The 20,660-nt window shown below is 53.1% G+C and carries 16 protein-coding genes, 2 tRNA genes and 3 rRNA genes; 7 read left to right on the plus strand and 14 right to left on the minus strand.

The window, feature by feature from the left end:
• The 6 genes from ACVB80_RS23840 to trxA form a co-directional block, all read right to left on the minus strand.
• Positions 1 to 320, minus strand: a 16S ribosomal RNA gene (locus tag ACVB80_RS23840); the annotation flags it as partial.
• A 537-nt stretch (positions 321 to 857) separates the two neighbouring features.
• On the minus strand, positions 858 to 1,571 hold the full coding sequence (gene fre, locus ACVB80_RS23845; protein WP_481083770.1) for an NAD(P)H-flavin reductase: 714 nt from the start codon (positions 1,569 to 1,571) through the stop codon (positions 858 to 860).
• A 218-nt stretch (positions 1,572 to 1,789) separates the two neighbouring features.
• Positions 1,790 to 3,652 carry a 4-hydroxy-3-polyprenylbenzoate decarboxylase gene (gene ubiD, locus ACVB80_RS23850; RefSeq protein ID WP_481083771.1) on the minus strand — a complete coding sequence of 621 codons (1,863 nt, stop codon included), beginning with the start codon at positions 3,650 to 3,652 and terminating at the stop codon, positions 1,790 to 1,792.
• Positions 3,653 to 3,703: 51 nt separating this feature from the next.
• Positions 3,704 to 4,693 (minus strand): hypothetical protein, encoded by a 990-nt coding sequence (locus ACVB80_RS23855; protein ID WP_481083772.1) that lies wholly within the window; start codon positions 4,691 to 4,693, stop codon positions 3,704 to 3,706.
• A gap of 109 nt (positions 4,694 to 4,802) precedes the next feature.
• On the minus strand, positions 4,803 to 6,062 hold the full coding sequence (rho, locus tag ACVB80_RS23860) for a transcription termination factor Rho (protein ID WP_481083785.1): 1,260 nt from the start codon (positions 6,060 to 6,062) through the stop codon (positions 4,803 to 4,805).
• 194 nt (positions 6,063 to 6,256) lie between these two features.
• A complete protein-coding gene (trxA, locus tag ACVB80_RS23865; RefSeq protein ID WP_481083773.1) occupies positions 6,257 to 6,583 on the minus strand; it encodes a thioredoxin TrxA in 327 nt (108 codons plus the stop codon).
• A 112-nt stretch (positions 6,584 to 6,695) separates the two neighbouring features.
• On the opposite strand from trxA, the gene rhlB reads away from it, so the two are divergent.
• Positions 6,696 to 7,994, plus strand: coding sequence for an ATP-dependent RNA helicase RhlB (gene rhlB / locus ACVB80_RS23870; protein ID WP_481083774.1), 1,299 nt, complete (start codon positions 6,696 to 6,698; stop codon positions 7,992 to 7,994).
• A 23-nt stretch (positions 7,995 to 8,017) separates the two neighbouring features.
• The gene (gppA, locus tag ACVB80_RS23875) at positions 8,018 to 9,511 is read left to right on the plus strand and encodes a guanosine-5'-triphosphate,3'-diphosphate diphosphatase (RefSeq protein ID WP_481083775.1); all 1,494 of its coding nucleotides are present in this window, start codon (positions 8,018 to 8,020) and stop codon (positions 9,509 to 9,511) included.
• A gap of 117 nt (positions 9,512 to 9,628) precedes the next feature.
• On the opposite strand, the gene ACVB80_RS23880 is transcribed toward gppA, so the two are convergent.
• From ACVB80_RS23880 to recQ, 3 genes are all read right to left on the minus strand, one after another.
• A complete protein-coding gene (locus ACVB80_RS23880; RefSeq protein ID WP_481083776.1) occupies positions 9,629 to 10,300 on the minus strand; it encodes a 7-cyano-7-deazaguanine/7-aminomethyl-7-deazaguanine transporter in 672 nt (223 codons plus the stop codon).
• Positions 10,301 to 10,493: 193 nt separating this feature from the next.
• Entirely contained in the window at positions 10,494 to 10,799 is a 306-nt protein-coding gene (locus tag ACVB80_RS23885; RefSeq protein WP_481083777.1) for a DUF3630 family protein, read from the minus strand.
• Positions 10,792 to 12,633 (minus strand): ATP-dependent DNA helicase RecQ, encoded by a 1,842-nt coding sequence (recQ, locus tag ACVB80_RS23890; RefSeq protein ID WP_481083778.1) that lies wholly within the window; start codon positions 12,631 to 12,633, stop codon positions 10,792 to 10,794. Before recQ ends, ACVB80_RS23885 begins: the two co-directional genes overlap by 8 nt.
• Before the next feature lie 136 nt (positions 12,634 to 12,769).
• On the opposite strand from recQ, the gene rarD reads away from it, so the two are divergent.
• The 3 genes from rarD to ACVB80_RS23905 all read left to right on the plus strand — a co-directional run bounded on the left by rarD (position 12,770) and on the right by ACVB80_RS23905 (position 15,249).
• Positions 12,770 to 13,672 carry an EamA family transporter RarD gene (gene rarD, locus ACVB80_RS23895; RefSeq protein ID WP_481083779.1) on the plus strand — a complete coding sequence of 301 codons (903 nt, stop codon included), beginning with the start codon at positions 12,770 to 12,772 and terminating at the stop codon, positions 13,670 to 13,672.
• Between the two features lie 71 nt (positions 13,673 to 13,743).
• The gene (locus ACVB80_RS23900) at positions 13,744 to 14,526 is read left to right on the plus strand and encodes a helix-turn-helix transcriptional regulator (RefSeq protein ID WP_481083780.1); all 783 of its coding nucleotides are present in this window, start codon (positions 13,744 to 13,746) and stop codon (positions 14,524 to 14,526) included.
• Positions 14,527 to 14,616: 90 nt separating this feature from the next.
• On the plus strand, positions 14,617 to 15,249 hold the full coding sequence (locus tag ACVB80_RS23905; RefSeq protein WP_481083781.1) for a LysE family translocator: 633 nt from the start codon (positions 14,617 to 14,619) through the stop codon (positions 15,247 to 15,249).
• Positions 15,250 to 16,043: 794 nt separating this feature from the next.
• Here ACVB80_RS23905 and ilvC read toward each other — a convergent pair.
• Positions 16,044 to 17,528, minus strand: coding sequence for a ketol-acid reductoisomerase (ilvC, locus tag ACVB80_RS23910; protein WP_481083782.1), 1,485 nt, complete (start codon positions 17,526 to 17,528; stop codon positions 16,044 to 16,046).
• A 130-nt stretch (positions 17,529 to 17,658) separates the two neighbouring features.
• Here ilvC and ilvY point away from each other — a divergent pair, with 130 nt between their 5' ends.
• On the plus strand, positions 17,659 to 18,531 hold the full coding sequence (gene ilvY, locus ACVB80_RS23915) for an HTH-type transcriptional activator IlvY (protein WP_481083783.1): 873 nt from the start codon (positions 17,659 to 17,661) through the stop codon (positions 18,529 to 18,531).
• A gap of 6 nt (positions 18,532 to 18,537) precedes the next feature.
• Positions 18,538 to 19,746 (plus strand): NAD(P)-binding domain-containing protein, encoded by a 1,209-nt coding sequence (locus ACVB80_RS23920; protein ID WP_481083784.1) that lies wholly within the window; start codon positions 18,538 to 18,540, stop codon positions 19,744 to 19,746.
• Between the two features lie 358 nt (positions 19,747 to 20,104).
• Here the strand turns inward: ACVB80_RS23920 and ACVB80_RS23925 are convergent.
• The 4 genes from ACVB80_RS23925 to ACVB80_RS23940 form a co-directional block, all read right to left on the minus strand.
• Positions 20,105 to 20,181 (minus strand) — tRNA-Trp (locus ACVB80_RS23925).
• 70 nt (positions 20,182 to 20,251) lie between these two features.
• Positions 20,252 to 20,328, minus strand: a tRNA-Asp gene (locus tag ACVB80_RS23930).
• A 43-nt stretch (positions 20,329 to 20,371) separates the two neighbouring features.
• Positions 20,372 to 20,487: ribosomal RNA gene (rrf, locus tag ACVB80_RS23935) — 5S ribosomal RNA — on the minus strand.
• A 90-nt stretch (positions 20,488 to 20,577) separates the two neighbouring features.
• Positions 20,578 to 20,660: ribosomal RNA gene (locus ACVB80_RS23940) — 23S ribosomal RNA — on the minus strand; the annotation flags it as partial.

Genomic DNA, 20,660 nt, shown 5'->3' on the forward strand with positions numbered 1-20,660 from the left:
CTGATCATCCTCTCAGACCAGCTAGGGATCGTCGCCTTGGTGAGCCTTTACCTCACCAACCAGCTAATCCCACCTGGGCATATCCTGACGCGAGAGGCCCGAAGGTCCCCCTCTTTGGCCCGAAGGCGTTATGCGGTATTAGCTATCGTTTCCAATAGTTATCCCCCACATCAGGGCAATTTCCCAGGCATTACTCACCCGTCCGCCGCTCGCCGCCCATAAACGCACCCGAAGGATTGTTTATGTCGCTGCCGCTCGACTTGCATGTGTTAGGCCTGCCGCCAGCGTTCAATCTGAGCCATGATCAAACTCTTCAATTTAAGATTTTGTCGGCTCAATGAATACTGAACATTACATATAGTAATGTTTGAATTGACTGTGCTCTTATTGGTTTTCACTTTTGAAAAAGTAAAACAAAACAGCTCAAGGCTGCTTCCCAATTCGAATGGTCACTTCGTATCATTGAAACCATTTTGCTTCCTAAGAAGCTAGTGATTATCATCAACGAGTGCCCACACAGATTGATAGGTTTATATTGTTAAAGAGCGTTGCTTTGAAGTCTCTCTCAAAGCGGACGGCCATTTTAGCGAGTTAAGTTTTAGTGTCAACCACTTTTTTCAAAACTTTTTTCAAAACTTTTTTCAGGCTCAATGCCTGGCTAAGTGACCTGCTGTTCCGTTCCCGTTTCTATTGAAGCGTTCCCGTGTCAGCGAGGTGGCATTATAGAGATCGGCGTCACGTTGGCAAGGCCTTTTCTCAGTTTTTTTTGATTTTCCCGTTGTTTGCTTCTTTTAACAGCAGAAAGGGCAAAAAAGGGCCATCAGGCCCTCTTTGTGTTCACAGTTCAGCTACAAAAACTAAATAAATGCGTAGGCGTCAGCATACATGTGGTCTCGTCTGGCGTGTTTTCGCTCAGTAAATTGCTCACGAGCGGCGCCTGCCATCTCAAAACGGCCTGCAATATAAATATCGTACTCTTCCAGTGAGTCAAAATCCTGCTCTACTGCCTGGAGTACGTTACCCACTTTACCCTGCCAGCCTTCCGGGCCCTGCTCAACAACCGGGACAAAGTGAATATTGTTGTGCTGAGCTTCGATTTCCACCAGCTCCTGCTTCGCATACAACTGACACTCATCTTTCGCGCCCCAGTAAAGATAGACAGGCTGACGGATCTGCTGGCTGATGCAGTGATCAAGAATAGAACGGACATAACTGAAGCCGGTTCCGCCGGCAATCAGAAGCACCGGGCGCTGCGCATCCTGCTGGAACCATGCATCACCATGGGGAGCTTCTATTTCAATGCTACTGCCGGACTCAAGCGCAGCACGCATCTGTTCGACCACTTCCAGTGCGTAAGCGTTGTGCTCCGCCGCACCGATATGCAGTTCCAGCTCACCTTCATGGCGGCACGGGCTGCTGGCAATAGAGAATGGACGCTTGTCCTTCTCACCCATCACGACCATAAGGTACTGACCCGCTTTAAACGCAACCGGTGTTTCCGGGTGCAGCAGGATTTGAAATGTATTACAGGCTAAAGGCTCAATTGACTTTACTTGGCATTTTATTGTCATGGTTTCCTCTTACTTACTGCTCATAGCGGGCAGTAAATCAGTTTCGTGGCAGGGAGAGTTCACCCGGCTGCTCCTTCTTTGTGAGCAATGACTCCGGCTGGCTGCTGGTTTCCCTTTACGCATTTAATGTATACGGCCGGCAAAAACACCAGCCAGAGCCAGGAGAAGGAAACCTGTGTACTGGTTGAGCTCAGTTTCCTTCTTTCCTGACTATATAGTTATAAGATACCGAGTTTATCCCAGAATGCATCCACCCTGGCCACCAGCTCCGGATCTTTTCTGATTGGCCGGCCCCATTCGCGCTCCACTTCATCCGGGAGTTTATTGGTCGCATCCATACCGATACGACTGCCACCTTTACTGTCTGCCGCTCTCATCAGGGTATCCCGGGAAGGGTCCATCCGGGTGGTTATCGCCCAGATAACGTCTTTCCAGTCACGCACATCAACGTCTTCATCGCAGAGAATGATATAGCGCAGATCAACGATGGCTTCTGCCTGAGACCAGATTGATTCCATCAGACGCGCAGCCTGACCGGCTTCCTGTTTGGCAATCTTTATGATCGCCATGGCAGAAGAGCGCGCTTCAGGCGGAAGATAAAACTCTCTGATCTCCGGATGGCTGTCAGTCAGCTGCTCACAAAGCCCGGCCAGTTGCTGCGGGTCCGGCTGCTGCGCCGGGCCGGAGTAACCTGAAAGGGTCAGCTCTGCATCCCACTTTATCGTGGCGTCGATGCCCATCTTGGAACCAAGCCCTGCAACCGGTGAGGCAAAATCGAGCGAGTCGATAGGCGTGCTCTCTATCATCAGGCTGTCTTTCACCGGGTCGGCATTGGCAGTAATAGCGTCCATGACCTGTTGCCAGTCACGGGTATCCACGCTCTCATCCACCACCACCACAAACTTGGTGTACATGAACTGACGCAGGAAAGACCAGACACCCATCATGACCCGCTTTGCGTGTCCCGGATACTGTTTTTTCAGGGACACAACGGCCATACGATATGAACAGCCTTCCGGCGGCAGATAGAAGTCTTCTATTTCAGGGAACTGCTTTTGCAGGATAGGCACAAACACTTCATTTAATGCCACGCCCAAAACGGCGGGCTCATCAGGCGGGCGGCCGGTGTAGGTGCTGTGATAAATCGCCTGCTCACGCATGGTGATATGGGTAACGGTAAAGACGTGGTGCTTTTCGGTCTCATTATAGTAACCGGTATGGTCACCATACGGCCCCTCATCGGCAAACTCCTGCGGGTCGATATAGCCTTCCAGTACCACTTCTGCGCTGGCCGGTACGTCCAGCTCATTACTCAGGGATTTGACGACTTCGGTTTTACTGCCACGCAGCAAACCGGCAAACGCATATTCGGACAGGGTATCGGGCACCGGTGTGACCGCGCCCAGTATTGTCGCCGGATCAGCGCCAAAGGCGACAGAGACCGGGAAAGGCTTGCCCGGATGGGTTTCCATCCAGTCACGCAGGTCGAGCGCCCCACCACGGTGAGCCAGCCAGCGCATAATAATCTTGTTCTTACTCAGTTTTTGCTGACGGTAGATCCCAAGGTTCTGGCGCTTTTTGTTTGGCCCTTTGGTAATAGTCAGCCCCCAGGTCAGCAGCGGCGCCACATCTTCGGCCCAGCAACTCATCACCGGTACCTTATCCAGATCCACCTCGTCACCCTTCCAGACGATTTCCTGACAGGGCGCTTTGCGCAGCCGTTTAGCCGGCATATTCAGGACCTGTTTAAACAGTGGGATCTTATCAATCGCGTCTTTAAAACCGCGAGGCGGCTCCGGCTCTTTCAGGTAAGCCAGCAGTTTACCGACTTCACGCAATTCGCTCACCGACTCACGTCCCATTCCCATGGCTACCCGCTCAGGAGTACCAAACAGGTTGGTCAGAACCGGCATATCATAACCGACAGGATTTTCAAACAGCAGCGCCGGTCCACCCGCTCTGAGGGTACGGTCACTGATCTCTGTCATCTCATAAGCCGGGTCGACAGGATAGGTGATACGCCTGAGCTGCCCCTGCTGCTCAAGGTAATCAAGAAATTCGCGCAAATCCTTAAAATTCATAGGTCTTTTACTGGCTGATTACTCTGCGCGCAGTATAGCAAAAAGGATAACTTATGGCGCAGACGCCTGAGACAAAACCTGCTTCAGAATGTTGCTGTTCACACTCTTCTGACGGCTGAGCTGCTCCAGCCAGCCGCTGTGGCCCTGGTCGCGCAGCCGGGTCGCCACCAGCTCAGTAAATTCATCCTGCTTCAGTCTTTCAAGCAGAAAGGTTTTCACCTCAACAGGCAAAGGATGCAGCCGGGTCAGCTGGTCGAGGGCAGGCTCGGCCAGAGAAGGGTTGGCTGCAGCGGCGATGATCTGACGGATGGCGAACTCGTCACCCTGCTCTGCAAGCCGGGCCAGTTCACGCCGGCTGTTATTATCAGCCCTCATTCGCCAAAGCAGTTCGTATACCCGGGGGTCCTGACTGAGCTCCGCAAAACGGGCCACTACGGCAGAAGCGGGAATCCAGCTTCCTTCCGCCAGCCCCAGTAACTGCGCTTTGAGATGTTCCAGCGCCTGCGGGGAAATACCATCCAGCTCTGAAATCAGCAGAGCCTGATGTGCTTTGAGAGAATCTCCGGAGAGCCAGTCGGTCAGTTTCAGCTTTCTCTGCTCAGCCAGCAGAATAAACTCCAGCACAGCGTGATCACCGGCCTGCTTTTTCAGCAGACGGCTGGCCACAGCAGCAGAATTATAAACCGGCACCACCACCTCGTAGCCATCTCCCTGCTCACGGATCTGGTAGGCCGGAAGGCGGCCAAGCTGAGCCTGAACAAAACGGGCGACCTGAGGAGAAAGAATGAGTTGCTGATCTTCAATATGCTGAAGCAGCAGATAACGGATCACTTCCTGTTGCGGCAGCGCAAGACGCTGCAGGGCAAACTGCAGGGAACTGATGTCATTGTCAAGAACGTACTGATAAAGCTCGTCGGCTTTGGTCAGGATCTGAAGGTCCTGCTCCCAGCGCTGCGCCTGTTGTGGGGTGATTTCCTTTGCCACACACCAGGGAGAAAGAAGGAGTCCTGTCAGAAGCCATGCCGACCATCCATGCCGCATACTGGTATTCCTGTTTACTCACTGCTTTCATTATGGCCGTGCTTTTAACTGACAGGCAAATAAAAACGCCACCCGTGCGGGTGGCGTTACAAATTTCTGAGTCAGTGTCTTACTGACGACGCATTGCGTCAAAGAATTCGTCGTTGGTCTTGGTCATCGCCAGCTTGTCGATCAGGAATTCCATCGCGTCAGTTTCACCCATTGGGTGAACAATCTTACGCAGGATCCACATCTTCTGCAGCTCTTCTGACTTGGTCAGAAGCTCTTCACGACGGGTACCTGAGCGGTTGAAGTCGATGGCAGGGAAGACACGCTTCTCAGCGATCTTACGGTTCAGGTGGATTTCCATGTTACCGGTACCCTTGAACTCTTCGTAGATCACTTCGTCCATCTTAGAGCCGGTATCAACCAGTGCAGTCGCCAGGATTGTCAGGCTGCCGCCCTCTTCCACGTTACGCGCAGCACCGAAGAAACGCTTAGGACGGTGCAGGGCGTTTGCATCCACACCACCGGTCAGAACTTTACCTGATGAAGGTACAACGGTGTTGTAAGCACGCGCCAGACGGGTAATAGAGTCAAGCAGGATAACCACGTCTTTCTTGTGTTCAACCAGACGCTTGGCTTTTTCGATAACCATCTCAGCAACCTGTACGTGACGGGATGCCGGCTCATCGAACGTCGATGCCACTACTTCGCCTTTTACCAGACGCTGCATCTCGGTTACTTCTTCCGGACGCTCATCGATCAGCAGAACCATCAGCTCACACTCAGGGTGGTTGTGGGCAATGCTCTGGGCGATGTTCTGCAGCAGCATGGTTTTACCGGCTTTCGGTGGTGCTACGATCAGACCACGCTGACCTTTACCGATTGGCGATGCCAGATCCAGTACACGGGCCGTGATGTCTTCGGTAGAACCGTTACCACGTTCCATGACCATACGCTCGTTCGCGTGCAGAGGAGTTAAGTTTTCGAAAAGGATTTTGTTGCGGGCGTTGTCTGGCTTGTCGTGGTTGACTGTGTTGACTTTCAGAAGGGCAAAGTAACGTTCGCCATCTTTTGGTGGGCGAATCTTGCCCGCAATCGAGTCACCGGTACGCAGGTTAAAGCGGCGGATCTGACTCGGAGAAACATAAATGTCATCCGGGCCTGCAAGGTAAGAACTGTCAGCGCTGCGAAGGAAACCAAACCCGTCTTGTAAAATTTCCAGAACCCCGTCACCAAAAATATCTTCACCACTTTTCGCGTGTGCTTTCAGGATGGAGAAAATGATGTCTTGTTTTCTTAAACGCGCCAGGTTTTCCAAACCCAGGCTTTCACCCAGTTTAACAAGCTCAGACACAGGTCTGTTCTTCAGTTCAGTCAGGTTCATAGTGGTGGATACTTGTTTAGTCAAAATAGGATCTGTTGTGTTAGTTAGAGAGATTTGGTCTCAGGATCGACCAAGAAATGAACATTTGCTTAAAATACGTGCGATAAATTAGCACTAAAAGCAAGCCTAGTCTAGCAAATCGGAAAAATCAAAACCGTGCCAGCGCACGGTTTTATCAGTCACACAAGAACGACTTACAGGTTTGCGTCCAGGAACTCTTTCAGCTGGGTCTTGGACAGAGCACCAACTTTGGTCGCTGCAACAGCGCCGTCTTTAAACAGCAGCAGCGTTGGGATACCGCGGATACCGTATTTAGGCGGAGTACCTGCGTTATGATCGATGTTCAGCTTACCGATAGTGAGTTTGCCTTCATATTCATCAGCGATCTCATCCAGAATCGGAGCAATCATCTTACATGGACCACACCATTCTGCCCAGAAATCTACCAGAACCGGGCCTGCAGCTTGGATTACATCGTTTTCGAAACCGTCATCGGTCAGCTGCAAAATCTTGTCACTCATCTTCCACTCCAATGTGTTTTTTGAGAACTGGTTGGATGCTAACCAGCAATTAGATGCCTTATTGGAATGTATTTACTTCCGTATTGCAAGCGTAAGCTGATATTCTATAGCGATGAAAAAGACGCATATCACAGAGCAAAAGTTCGCCGATTTGGATTTAAATCCCCAAATCATTGAAGGTCTTGAGAAAAAAGGGTTCGAATTTTGTACCCCTATCCAAGCCCTGGCGTTGCCGGTACTGCTCACCGGCCAAGACATCGCAGGCCAGGCCCAGACGGGCACAGGTAAAACCCTGGCGTTTCTGACTGCTACCTTTAACCACCTGATGAAGACCGCTGAGCCGGAAGGCCGTAAAGCCAACCAGCCACGTGCGATCATCATGGCCCCGACCCGTGAGCTGGCTATCCAGATTTACAACGATGCCGCGCCACTGATCGAGAGCACCGGGATCACTGCAGGTCTGGCTTACGGTGGTGAAAGCTACGACAAGCAGCTGGCTAAGCTGGAGAAAGGCGTTGATATCCTGATCGGCACAACCGGCCGTATCATCGACTTCTACAAGCAAAAAGTCTTCAACCTTAACTGCATTCAGGCCGTGGTACTGGATGAAGCCGACCGCATGTTCGACCTTGGCTTTATTAAAGACATCCGCTTCCTGTTCCGCCGTATGCCGGAGCCGGCTGATCGCCTGAACATGCTGTTCTCTGCAACCCTCTCTTACCGTGTACAGGAACTGGCATTTGAGCACATGCACAATCCGGAACACGTTGTGGTTGAGCCGGAGCAGAAAACCGGTCACCGCATCAAAGAAGAGCTGTTCTACCCGTCCAATGAACACAAAATGGCGCTGCTGCAGACCCTTCTGGAAGAAGAATGGCCGGACCGCGCGATCGTATTTGCCAACACCAAGCACAAGTGTGAATCCATCTGGGGTCACCTGGCGGCTGACGGCCACCGTGTCGGCCTTCTGACCGGCGACGTACCACAGAAAAAACGCGAGCGTATCCTGGAACAATTTACCCAGGGACACGTGGATATTCTGGTAGCAACAGACGTAGCAGCCCGTGGCCTGCACATTCCTCAGGTAACCCACGTACTCAACTACGACCTGCCTGATGACTGCGAAGACTACGTTCACCGTATCGGCCGTACCGGTCGCGCGGGTGCAAGCGGTCACTCGATCAGCTTTGCCTGTGAAGAGTACGCCATCAACCTGCCTGCAATTGAAGAGTATATCGAGCACACCATCCCTGTGTCTGAGTACGATGCAGATGCACTGCTGACGGACCTGCCTGCACCATTCCGCATGCGCACCCGTAACAGCCAGGGCGGCCGCCGCACCAACACCGGCGGTAATAAGCAGGGAGGCCGCGGTAAGCGCCCTTCACGTCCACGTCAGCCACGTAAATAAATCACAGGAAGATACCGCAGAGCATGAGTCAGACTATTTCTTCTCCTTTGTATGCCGCCATCGACCTCGGGTCGAACAGTTTCCACATGCTCGTTGTGCGTCATATCGATGGCAGCGTGCAGACCATGGCGAAGATCAAACGTAAAGTACGTCTGGCGGCGGGTCTGGACAGTGAGTTCAGACTCAGTCAGGAAGCCATGCAACGCGGATGGGACTGCCTGGCCCTGTTTGCAGAACGCCTGCAGGACATCGGGCCACAAAACATCCGTATTGTCGGCACTGCGACCCTTCGTGCCGCGACCAATGCAGATGAGTTTCTGGCCAGGGCCAATCAGATCCTGGGTCATCCTGTCGAAGTGATCAGCGGTGAAGAAGAAGCCGCCACCATTTATACCGGTGTGGCTCATACCTCCGGTGGCTGTGGCCGCCGTCTGGTGGTCGATATTGGCGGTGCCAGCACCGAACTGGTGATCGGCGAAGGTTTTGACGCCAAAGCGCTGACCAGCCTGAAAATGGGCTGTGTCACCTGGCTGGAGCAGCACTTCAAAGACCGTCAGCTGAGCAAGGGCAATTTTGACCGTGCGATTGAAGCGGCCAAACAGACCCTTCAGCCTGTGCTGGAGCAGTACAAACAGCTGGGCTGGGATCAGTGTGTGGGTGCCAGCGGTACCGTACAGGCACTGCAGGAGATCATGCTGGCACAGGGGATGGATGAAGTGATCACCCTGGCCAAACTGAAACGTCTGCAAAAGCAGGCCATGCTGGCTGACCACCTTGAAGAGCTGGAGATCGACGGCCTGACCCTTGAGCGGGCACTGGTATTCCCAAGCGGTCTGTCGATCCTGATCGCCATCTTTGAACTGCTTGAGATCGACACCATGACCCTGGCTGGCGGCGCACTGCGTGAAGGCCTGGCATACGAGATGATCGCTGAGATGCGCCAGGACGATATCCGCCAGCGCACCATCAACAGCATCCAGAGCCGTTACCAGCTTGATGCGGGATACGGACAACAGGTGACTTCCCTGGCGTGTGAGCTGCTTAAACAGTGCGGCGGCGAAAACTGGGTGAGCGAGCCTCAGGGTGAAATGCTGCTTACAAGCGTTGCCCAGCTGCACGAGATCGGCATGAGCATCGACTACAAGCAGGGTGGCGAACACAGCGCCTATCTGCTTAAGCATCTGGATCTGCCGGGCTTTACCCGCGCTCAGAAACACCTTCTGGCCGAACTGGCCCGTCGCTACCGTGAACAGCTGAGCCCGATGCCGGACCAGCACGCCCTCTCCGGCCAGAGTGCCAAACGACTGCTGCGTCTGCTGAGACTGTCCGTTCTGCTCAGCCACCGCCGCTCACAGGATCTTCAGCCAAAAGTACGCCTGAATGCCGATGGCGATACCCTGGAAATGTGCGTAGACAAAGCCTGGCTTGAACGCAATCCGCTGACCAGCGCCGAGCTGGAAATCGAGGCGCACCGTCAGTCTGATATGGGCTGGCCACTGACCATCAACGCCTGCTGACAGGCTTGTTGTACAGCATAACGGGCTTTAGGTTACCCATGATCCAAATGCTCCCCGGGCTGTACAGACACAAAAAAACCGCTTCAGCTGAAGCGGTTTTTTATTAATTGCTGCCTGTTACTGAGCGGCCTGATTGAATTTGAAACCAGGCTGCACTTCGGTCAGCTTTTTGATCAGGTAGTTCAGCAGCACACCGTACATAGGCACGAACAGCCCCAGGCTGATCACCAGTTTAAAGCCGTAATCCACCAGCGCGATCTCAGTCCAGTGCTCCGCCATAAACGCATCCGGGCTCTGATAGAAAGCAATTGCGAAGAACGCCAGGGTATCGAGCGCATTACCAAACAGGGTTGAGCAGGTTGGCGCCACCCACCAGGCTTTCAGCTGACGCAGGCGGTTGAATACGTGCACGTCCAGGATCTGTCCCAGCAGATAAGCCATAAAACTGGCGATGGCGATACGGGCGACAAACAGGTTGAACTCACCCAGATGCGCCAGCCCCTGGAACTGGCCTTCAAAGAACAGCACTGATAACAGATACGAGACCACCAGCGCTGGCATCATCACCAGGAAGATGATCTTACGCGCCATTTTGGCACCAAAGATACGCACCGTCAGGTCAGTTGCCAGAAAGATAAACGGGAAAGTAAATGCACCCCAGGTGGTATGGAAACCGAAGATGGTAAACGGCAGCTGCACCAGATAGTTACTGGATGCAATGATCACCAGGTGAAACAAAACAAGGAATGACAGGGCTTTGCGCTGCTGCGCAGGGGTAAAGTGACTCATACTTTTACCTTTTTAGTTTTTTTATTTGGGGGTGAGGGAACCCAAATCGAAACGCCGAATGCCAGTCGTCGTTTCTGGTTAAACAAATTGTGTGCCCGCAGCCGGCTGGCAGCCGGTCTGGCCTCCCGGGCGGTGGGCGATTATACAGTAATCAGGTTGCAGCGCAATGGTGGAAAAAGCAGCAACCGTTTACTCAGCCAATGCCGCGCTGCAGCAGTCCGGCCAGGTAATCCAGCTCTTCGCGACTGGCCTTTGTATTGAGTGACTCCAGCCACAGGGACTCACTGTAGTGATCCCCTTTCAGCAGCAGTTGACAACCTTCAAAGTCAATCAGCCAGCTGACCAGATCCGCGTCCAGCTGTTTCTCCACCACGCTGGCTGACAGCAGTGCCACCAACTTATCCGCCGTTTCAGCAAAGCGCTCAAAGTCAAAGCCGGGAGAGTCGATAACCAGTCTGCCCTGCTCCGAATCGTAACAGGAAAGGGAAAACTCAGCCATGGCCGGTCAGGTGCTCCTGAATGAGGTCGAGGAAAGGATCGGCATATTTTTCCAGCTTGCGCTGACCGACACCGTTCACCGCCAGCATCTCTCCGTAAGAAGCCGGCAGCACTTCGGCCATATCAATCAGGGTCGCATCACTGAAAACCACGTAAGGCGGCAGGCCATCTTCATCGGCGATGCTCTTACGCAGCTTACGCAGTTTGGCAAACAGCTTCTTATCGTAGTTCTTCGATGACAGCTTATCTGATTTGGCTGTGCGCGAAGCCGTATCCAGACGCGGAACCGCCAGCTCAAGCGGCAGCTCACCACGTAACAGCGGCCGGGCTTCTTCAGTCAGCTGCAGGGTCGAGTTACGGGTAATATTCTGGGTCAGCAGTCCTTTGTGGATCAGCTGACGGATAATACTCACCCAGTAGTCATGGCTTTGCTCGCGGCCAAGGCCATAAGTCGACAGCTTATCGTGGCCGTTCTCACGGATACGGATGTTCTGCATCCCACGCAGTACCTCCACCACATAGCCGATACCATAGCTCTGGTTAACCCGGTACACACACGACAGGGCTTTTTGCGCGGCTTCAACGCCGTCAAAATGCCTCGGCGGATCAAGGCAAATATCGCAATTACCACACGGCTTATCGCTGTACTCGCCAAAGTAATTCAGCAATACCTGACGTCGGCAGGTCTGGGCTTCGGCAAACGCGCTCATCGCCAGCAGCTTGTGCTCTTCCACCCGCTTCTGCGGCCCGTCTTCTTTCTCGTCCAGCATACGGCGCAGCCAGCTGATGTCGGCCGGGTCATAAAGCATCATGGCTTCGGCAGGCAGACCATCCCGCCCGGCGCGGCCGGTTTCCTGGTAGTAGGATTCAATATTACGGGGAATATCAAAGTGAACCACAAAGCGCACGTTGGGCTTGTTGATCCCCATACCAAACGCCACGGTAGCCACCACCACCTGAAGATCATCTTTCTGAAACGCGTCCTGAACCCAGGCACGCTCATCGTTATCCATCCCGGCATGATAGCCGGCGGCGCGGATATGGTTGCTGCACAGCTTCTCGGTCAGCATCTCTACTTTCTTGCGGCTGCCACAGTAGATAATGCCGCACTGGCCCTGCTGGCTGGCAAGAAAACGGATCACCTGAGAAACCGGTTTGTGCTTCTCAACCAGAGAATACTGAATGTTAGGACGGTCGAAGCTGCCAAGGTATTCGAAATGGTCACCCAGCTGCAAACGGCTGACGATGTCTTTACGGGTCGCCTCATCGGCGGTCGCGGTCAGTGCCATCACCGGCGCATATGGGAAGCGCTGTTTCAGCTCTCCCAGGGATGCGTATTCACGACGGAAGTCGTGGCCCCACTGGGAGATACAGTGCGCCTCATCAACCGCGATAAGCGCGATCTGAGTGTGTTCCAGGCGCTCCAGAAAATCGCGGCTCAGTACCCGCTCCGGCGACACGTACAGCAGCTTTAAGTTACCGCTGTGCATGCGCTGATAAACTTTGGTCAGCGCTTCGCGCTCCATGGAGGAGTTTACACACTCAGCGGCGACACCATTGGCTTTAAGCTGGTCGACCTGGTCTTTCATCAGTGAAATAAGCGGAGAAATCACCAGGGTCAGACCCTGCTTAACCAGCGCAGGGATCTGATAACAGAGAGACTTTCCCCCGCCAGTCGGCATGATCACCAGGCTGTCTTTGCCATCAAGTGCGGCTTCAACTACTTCCTGCTGACCGACACGGAATTCCTGATAGCCGAACACATCCGCCAGCACCTGCTCCGGGGTGGTTTCCTCAGGCTGAGTCAGCGGCTGGGCTAACAGGGTATTGGTCATTGGGCTCTCTGATAAAAAAGGTCGTAAGGCGCCACATTGTAGAGGGGAAGCGCGGTGAAGAAAACCGCAAATTGATATGCACAAAGGGATTGGGCCGATATACTGCGCTAATGCGTTTTTTAACAATGAATCCACTATGACTGACGAGCAAACCCAGTCCCGCCAGGGCGTCCTTCTCGCGGTATCTGCCTACACCATGTGGGGGATCGCGCCAATCTATTTCAAAGCCCTCGGCGGTGTCAGCCCACTGGAGATCCTGTCGCACCGGATCGTGTGGTCTTTCTTTCTGCTGGCCGGCCTGCTGTTTATCGGCCGCCGCTGGCGCCAGGTATTCAAAACCCTGAGCAATAAGAAAACCACCCTGATGCTGCTGGCGACCAGCCTGCTGGTTGGCGGCAACTGGCTGATCTTTATCTGGGCGGTCAACGCTGGTCACATGCTCGATGCCAGTCTGGGTTACTATATCAACCCACTGCTGAATATCCTGCTGGGCATGGCGTTCCTCGGTGAACGGCTGCGCAAACTGCAGTGGTTTGCAGTGGTGCTGGCCGCCGCCGGTGTATTGGTGCAGCTGATTGTGTTTGGCTCGGTACCCGTAGTGGCAATCGCGCTGGCAGGCAGCTTTGGTTTTTATGGCCTGCTGCGTAAAAAAGTAAGCCTCGATGCCCAGACCGGACTGTTTATCGAAACCCTGATGCTGATGCCGGCCGCTGCCGTATATCTGATGTTTATCGCCGATACACCGACGTCTGATTTGAGTGCCAACAACTGGCAGCTCAATATGCTGCTGCTCAGTGCCGGAGTGATCACCACCCTGCCCCTGCTGTGCTTTACCGCCGCCGCTACCCGACTCAAGCTCTCTACGCTGGGCTTTTTCCAGTACATCGGCCCAAGTCTGATGTTCCTGCTGGCGGTGCTGGTCTATGCCGAACCCTTTACGGCAGATAAAGGGATTACCTTCGCATTTATCTGGGGCGCCCTGGTGGTGTTCAGCTTCGACGGGATTCGCTACAGCCGGCGTAAAAAACGCCTGGCCTAAATCACTTTTTACAAGACAGCCGGACTTGGTTATGGTTTATTCATAACCAGGTTTTTTATCAGCGGTCAGTCATGGATAAGATCAACTACTACCAAAGCGCCAACCCCAAAATCCAGCTGATCGAAGCTGATTATCAGGACTTCGCTTTCCAGCCCCACTATCACCTCGATTATCACCTCGGCCTGATCTGTCAGGGCGAACAGAGCTTCACACACAATGGCAGCCAGCACCGTGTCGGCAACGGCCAGATGGTGATCATGCCCCCCGATGTACTTCACGATGGCGAAGGTGCCAACCGGCAAGGCTACCAGGTCAAGGTGTTCAGTATTACCCCGGAATGGTTTGAAGAGCATTACGGCGCCATACCCGATTTCAGACAACTGGTGATCGATGATCCGGCCCTGTTTGGGCAGTTTAAACAGCTGCACCAGCAGTTAGTCAGCCAGAAAACCTGCCAGCTCGCCCAGGACTGTTTGCCACTGGAAAGTTTCGATCTGATGATGGAACGCTACGCGAAAAGCAAGCCAGAGAAAGTAACCCCGCTTGGCAACAACAGTATAGAAAAGCTCAAAGCTTACCTGCTGGCAAATCTGGATCAGCCCGTGCGGCTGGAAGATCTGGCCAGGCTCTGTCAGCTCTCAGCTACTCAGTTTCAGCGCCGGTTTAAGGCTGCGATGGGAATGCCTCCTTATGCCTGGCTGAGCCGTCTGCGGATGGAGCAGGCGCTTAACCTGTTGCTGCTGGGTAAGTCCGGCACCGATGTTGCGATGGCCGTCGGCTTCTATGACCAGGCCCATTTCACCAAAGCGTTTAAAGCCTGCTACGGCATTACTCCTTCTCAGGTCTCAGTCTGATCTCTTTGTGTCTGTCACTATTTTACAAGCCTGCACTTCTCTGGTTTGGCAGACTAAGCCATCAGAAAAAAGATCGAATGAGGAATAACCATGAATGAAATGACTGTTCTGGCCACTCTGGCCAGTGTTCATTTTATCGCACTGCTCAGCCCGGGACCGGATGTCGCCCTGGTGGTGCAAAACGCCAGCCGTCACGGTCGCAGTACCGGTGTCGCCATTGCCGCGGGTCTGTCTACCGGCATTTTGCTGCACGCACTGCTGAGCCTGACCGGAGTCAGTCTGGTGGTCCATCAGCACCCGGCTCTGTTTGCTCTGGTGCAACTGGCCGGCGGCAGCTATCTGCTTTATCTCGGCATTGGTGCACTGGCTTCACTGCGCAATCAGACAGACAGCGCACTGGATCAGCCACAACGCCTGCTGGCCAATAAGCGTCAGGCTTATCTGCGCGGCTTTGCCACCAATATTCTTAACCCCAAGGCGGTAGTATTTTTTATCAGCCTGATGTCCAGCCTGGTTCCGGCCGGTATGTCTCTGGAAGGTAAAGGCATGGCGCTGCTGATTCTCGGAGGCCTGTCGATGGTCTGGTTCAGCACGCTTGCCTGGCTGCTCTCCACCGCCAGGCTGCAGCAAAAAATGGCACGCGCCAGCCGGGCAATCGACGGTCTGTGTGGGGTGATTTTCTGCCTGGTTGGCGGCGGTATCCTGTGGTCGGTCATTAGTTGAGTTTTGGCTAAACAGCCTTTCTACCGGAGCCGTGTGAGAGATCTCTTACACGGCCGTAAGCCAAAGCGTTTTCTACTGGTCAGCAATACACCACACCAACATCTTAGTCGTTGTTTTTATTGAAATTTACAGAAAACATCATTAATTACCCAATAAATGTAATCCTTTTCAGGCGTTGTTTCCGAAGCTCAGAAGGGTAATATTTACCTTGTCGACAGGATGACGACATGGATTAGGAAGCCGACGGATTTGGCACTTCTGGACGAAGACAACGTTGATCAGGATGACAACCAGTCAGGACAGAAAAGGACGACACGGAAGAACGCGTTACCAGGATGGCAACGTCAAAGGACTGAGAAAGGACAACCTTCAGGAAGAAGGAAACGGAACCACATCAGGACGATGTAAAGGACACCATCAGGACCGATGGCTAAGGACACTGTCAGGACGACGGCAGGGAACATACATCAGGATGATGTAAGGGACACCGCTCAGGGAACAAGTGATGTGCGCTAACGTGGATGGTTAGCAATCAGGATGACAGGACACCGCCAGGAAGGCGACGTAAGGAATAATACGCTGAAGGAATCAGCTACTATCATGGACAGATGCATGGAGCACTTTTAGTAGCCGGATTGCTGCGAGTAAGACTATAGCCCCGATACGCAAGTATCGGGGTTTTTCTTTTTGTGTACGCTTTTCCCGCGAAGAACCGCGGACCACGGACCACGCCACCAAAGAAAAAGCCCCGTCACTAAACGGGGCTTTGAATCATCAGCGTTTACCGAATCGGCTTAGTCACCTACCGCGATACGCTTCATGTCAGTCATGTAACCACGCAGCTCTTCACCGATATACTCAACCGGGTGGTTGCGGATCACATCATTCACTTCGATAAGCTTGGCGTTATCGACCTGGTTAGAAGTCTCAGCCAAGCCTTTACCGATCACGTCAGTACCCACTGAAGGCATAAACTTCTCACGCAGCAGCGGAGTTGCTACGTTAGCAAACAGGTAATTACCGTACTCTGCGGTATCAGAGATAACCACGTTCATCTCGTACAGACGCTTACGTGCGATAGTATTGGCAATCAGCGGCAGCTCGTGCAGTGACTCGTAGTAAGCCGACTCATCGATGATGCCGGATGCTGTCATGGCTTCAAATGCCAACTCAACGCCCGCACGAACCATAGCAACCATCAGGATACCGTTATCGAAGTACTCCTGCTCACTGATCTGTACGTCAGTCTCCGGGTAGTTCTCGAATGCCGTCTCACCAGTTTCTGCGCGCCAGCCCAGCAGGTTCGCATCATCATTAGCCCAGTCAGCCATCATAGTCGATGAGAAGTGACCTGTGATGATGTCATCCATGTGCTTGTTGTACAGCGGACGCATCAGCTCTTTCAGCTCTTCTGACAGCTCGAATGCTTTCACTTTGGCCGGGTTAGTCAGACGGTCCATCATGTGGGTGATACCACCAAACTTCAGCGCTTCGGTAATGGTTTCCCAGCCATACTGAAGCAGTTTGCCTGCGTAGCCTGCATCGATGCCGTCAGCAACCATCTTCTCGTAACAAACAATAGAACCTGCCTGAAGCATGCCACACAGGATAGTCTGCTCACCCATCAGGTCAGATTTCACTTCTGCAACAAACGAAGACTCCAGACAACCGGCACGATGGCCACCCGTCGCTGCAGCCCAGGCTTTGGCGATATCCCAGCCTTCACCTTTCGGGTCATTTTCCGGGTGAACAGCAATCAGAGTTGGTACACCGAAACCACGCTTGTACTCTTCACGTACTTCGGTACCCGGACACTTAGGTGCAACCATCACAACCGTCAGGTCGCTGCGGATCTGCATGCCTTCTTCAACTACGTTAAAGCCGTGAGAGTAACCCAGTGCTGCGCCTTCTTTCATCAGAGGCATTACGGTTTCAACCACGTTGGTGTGCTGCTTGTCCGGAGTCAGGTTAACCACCAGATCCGCCTGAGGGATCAGGGTTTCGTAGCTGCCAACTTCAAAGCCATTCTCTTTAGCGTTCTTAAATGACTGGCGCTGCTCATCGATCGCCGCCTGACGAAGTGCGTAAGACACGTCCAGACCTGAGTCACGCATGTTCAGACCCTGATTCAGGCCCTGTGCACCACAACCGACGATCACCACTTTTTTACCTTTCAGGTAGTCCGCTTCTGTCGCGAACTCATCGCGGTCCATAAAACGACAACGACCCAGCTGATCTAACTGCTGACGAAGGTTTAGTGTGTTGAAATAGTTTGCCATATCATTTAACTCCGTGAATTCTGTTCCTTAGGCCGGCACTTTATCTGCCGAATGATTTGATGTTAATCGAGAAAGCTTGTTGCGAAAAGTGCTATATTCACAACATCGTATTGCAAATTCCGCAACAGTGATGAACATCAAAAGTATTCAACTGTTTTTACATCTGTGTGAAAGCCAGAGTTTCAGTCAGACAGCCCAGGCGATGCATGTCAGCCCGTCTGCACTCACCCGTATCATTCAGCGTCTGGAAGAAGATCTGGGTCAGCCCCTGTTTGTTCGTGACAAGCGCAGCGTTTCACTGACTCAGGCAGGGAAAACCTTCCACCCCCACGCCAGCGTGATCGTTTCACGCTGGCTGGAAGCCCGGGCAGAAATACGTCAGTCAGACTCCCTGGCGGGTAAGCTGACCCTGTTTTGCTCGGTAACTGCCAGCTACAGCCACCTTCCGGATATTCTGCACCGCTTCCGGCTGCAGTACCCCAGGGTAGAGATCCAACTACTCACCGGCGACCCGGCACAGGCGATCGACAAGGTATTGCAGGATGATGCGGATATCGCCATTACCGCCAGGCCCCATTCTATGCCTGGCCAGCTGACCTATGTCGAGCTGGACAAAGTATCTATGTCTGTCATAGCCCCATCCATGCCTATTACCGGACTGGATATTAATGAAGCGCCGGACTGGGCCAAACTGCAGTTTATCCTGCCCGATTCAGGAACCGCACGGGAAAATGCAGACAGGTGGTTGAAAAATAAGAAGGTTAAGCCTCATATATATGCTCAGGTCGGTGGCCATGAAGCAATCGTCAGCATGGTTGCGCTTGGTTGCGGTGTTGGCATTGCTCCGGATGTGGTGATCGACAACAGTCCGGTTGGCAGCCGGGTCCGTCGTCTGGAGCAAATAGAATCGCTCGAGCTGGGGTTATGCTGTCGCCGAAGCCGGCATCACGAGCCCTTACTAAAAGCACTGCTGGATCTGTTCCGGCACCACGAGCAGGATTAAACCTACATGGCTACACCGATACTTACTCAGAGCTACTATTCCGACTACTTTGCCAGGCGTGGCTATGACTTTCTGACCAGGGTAGCTGACCGATGTCCAGGCAGCAACGATGTGGGTAAGTTGCTGATCGTCTCTGTCATGCACTGCTACGAAGGCTCTCTTCCCTATATTAACGTGCTGGCAGAACTGGCTGATGAGCTGGTGTTTATCCCCAAAAGCGCCACCTCCAGTGTCAATGAACCGGTAAAACAAACCGTCGCCGCTCTGCCAGGCTGTCACGTGGTCAGTGACGAAGAGTTAAAACTGAAACTGAGACAACCCGAATATGCTGAAACGCTAATCAGGCGCTATTTAAAGCCAGACCAGCGACTGCTGATCCTGGACCACGGCGGATACTTTGCTGCCAGTGCAGAGTACCTGTGCCAGGTCTTTTCAGAGCAACTGGCGGGATTTACCGAGCTGACCGCCAACGGCTTTTACAAATACCTGAATCGTAAGCTGGATAAGCCCCTGATAAGCGTTTCTCATCTCAGTATCAAAGCTCCCGCAGACTATGAAGCCTCAGAATGCGTTGTCCATTATTCCGACCATATTCTGCGGGAGGAATTTGGCCTCAAGCTGAACAACGGAGACCTGTTAAAGGCGGGGGTAATTGGTGCCGGCAACCTGGGCTGTGGCGTGATCAAACAACTGCAGGGAAAAGCGATCGGCTGCATTATGGTAGCAGACAGCGATCCAAGAAAACTGACCCACTTTCCCCGTAACGGCGTCCAGCCGGTATCAACCGAAACCCTGGTAAATCAGTGCAGCATGATTTTCTGCTGCACCGGAAGCGGTGCACTGCCCGCCCACCTGCTCGACAATCTGCCCGATAACCGGGTCATCGCCACGGTAACCTCTGCCGATGACGAACTGAACCTGCCTGATTTGATCGAATCCGGCTGCCTGACTGAAGTCGGAGGTAACCGTATGGTCAGAGAATACCGCACCCGGAACGGGAAAAGCCTCTACCTGCTGGCGGAAGGGGAATCAGCCAATACTCCGTTTAAAACCGGTATGGGCGATCCAACCGTCTACCTGTTTGAAGCCGCCCACATGCTGGCAGGCCTTAAAATCCTCAGCCAGTCTTTACCTGCAGGTATCCAGTTACTGGAAGAAGAGCACGAGAAAGCCATTGCCCAACAGTGGCTGGAGCACTTTTACAGCTACGCTTAAAGCGCCAAAAATATCTTTTCCCCGGATAAAGCAGAGTGGCACCACTCTGCTTCAGAGTCCCGGCCCCTCGAACCACGAAGCGAAGCGCCCACGTACCGCGTACCCCTTCCCCAAACCAGCTGAAAACACAAATCTTACAGGTACAAAAAAAGCCCCAGCATTTCTGCTGAGGCTTTCGATAATGGCAGGGGTGGACTAAGCCGGCATTCCGGAGATTCGACCGGGCTGGCGATCCAGCTCCCAACATGCGCCTGCTTTCTGGGGAGTCCGCTGCTCAGAATTGGAGCGACACCCTTAAGATTATATTTTGAAGACTGGAACGAAAAAGGCTCCTGTCTTTCGACTGGAGCCTTAAAGATGGCAGGGGTGGAGAGATTCGAACTCCCAACACGCGGATTTGGAATCCGCTGCTCTGCCAATTGGAGCTACACCCCTAAACTGTCTTATAAATCCGGCCTGGGCCAGATTCAAAAAAACCCCGCATTAAGCGAGGCTCTTTAATAAGTGGCGGAGCGGACGGGACTCGAACCCGCGACCCCCGGCGTGACAGGCCGGTATTCTAACCAACTGAACTACCGCTCCGCAGCGGCATACTTGCTAATTAAGCAAGCGTCCTTAATTTAAAGCCTGGCGATGTCCTACTCTCACATGGGGAAGCCCCACACTACCATCGGCGCTATTGCGTTTCACTTCTGAGTTCGGCAAGGAATCAGGTGGGTCCACAATGCTATGGTCGCCAAGCAAATTCTTTAATTCGGAAAGCTGTTCTTGTGTTCTCTACACATTCAATCTGTTCTTGCTTTGAGTCCATCAAAACCCCTTGGGTGTTGTATGGTTAAGCCTCACGGGCAATTAGTACAGGTTAGCTCAACGCCTCACAACGCTTACACACCCTGCCTATCAACGTTCTAGTC

Source organism: Vibrio sp. 9-16B-A1, from assembly GCF_056726165.1.